This window comes from Methanococcoides sp. AM1, assembly GCF_900774055.1.
GTDB lineage: Archaea > Halobacteriota > Methanosarcinia > Methanosarcinales > Methanosarcinaceae > Methanococcoides.
The window spans coordinates 1-402 of sequence record NZ_CAAGSW010000022.1 but is presented as its reverse complement, the minus strand read 5'-3'; the positions used below and the strand labels follow the sequence as shown (position 1 = coordinate 402).

Here is a 402-nt window from a genome sequence, read left to right as displayed (position 1 = left end):
TTCCTATACTTCCGGTATCCGATTTCAGTGCTAATGTAACTGAAGGTATTGCTCCCCTGAGCGTTGCGTTTACTGATCTGTCAACCAATGCAACGTCATGGTCCTGGGATATTGATGCTGACGGTACTGAAGATTACTCCAGCCAGAATCTCGTTCATACGTATGATACAGCTGGTTTGTATACTGTCAATCTAACTGTCAGTAATATCAATGGTACTGATTCCGAAGTCAAGACCGGTTATATCAATGTGACATCCGTTCCTATACTTCCGGTATCTGATTTCAGTGCTAATGTAACTGAAGGTATTGCTCCCCTGAGTATTGCGTTCACGGATCTCTCAACCAATGCAACGTCATGGTCCTGGGATATTGATGCTGACGGTACTGAGGATTACTCAAGTC

General features: G+C 43.8%; 1 protein-coding gene. It reads left to right on the top strand.

The window, feature by feature from the left end; all coding sequences use genetic code 11:
- A partial coding sequence (locus tag E7X57_RS12225; protein WP_167880999.1) for a PKD domain-containing protein occupies nucleotides 1–402 on the top strand: 402 nt, incomplete at both ends.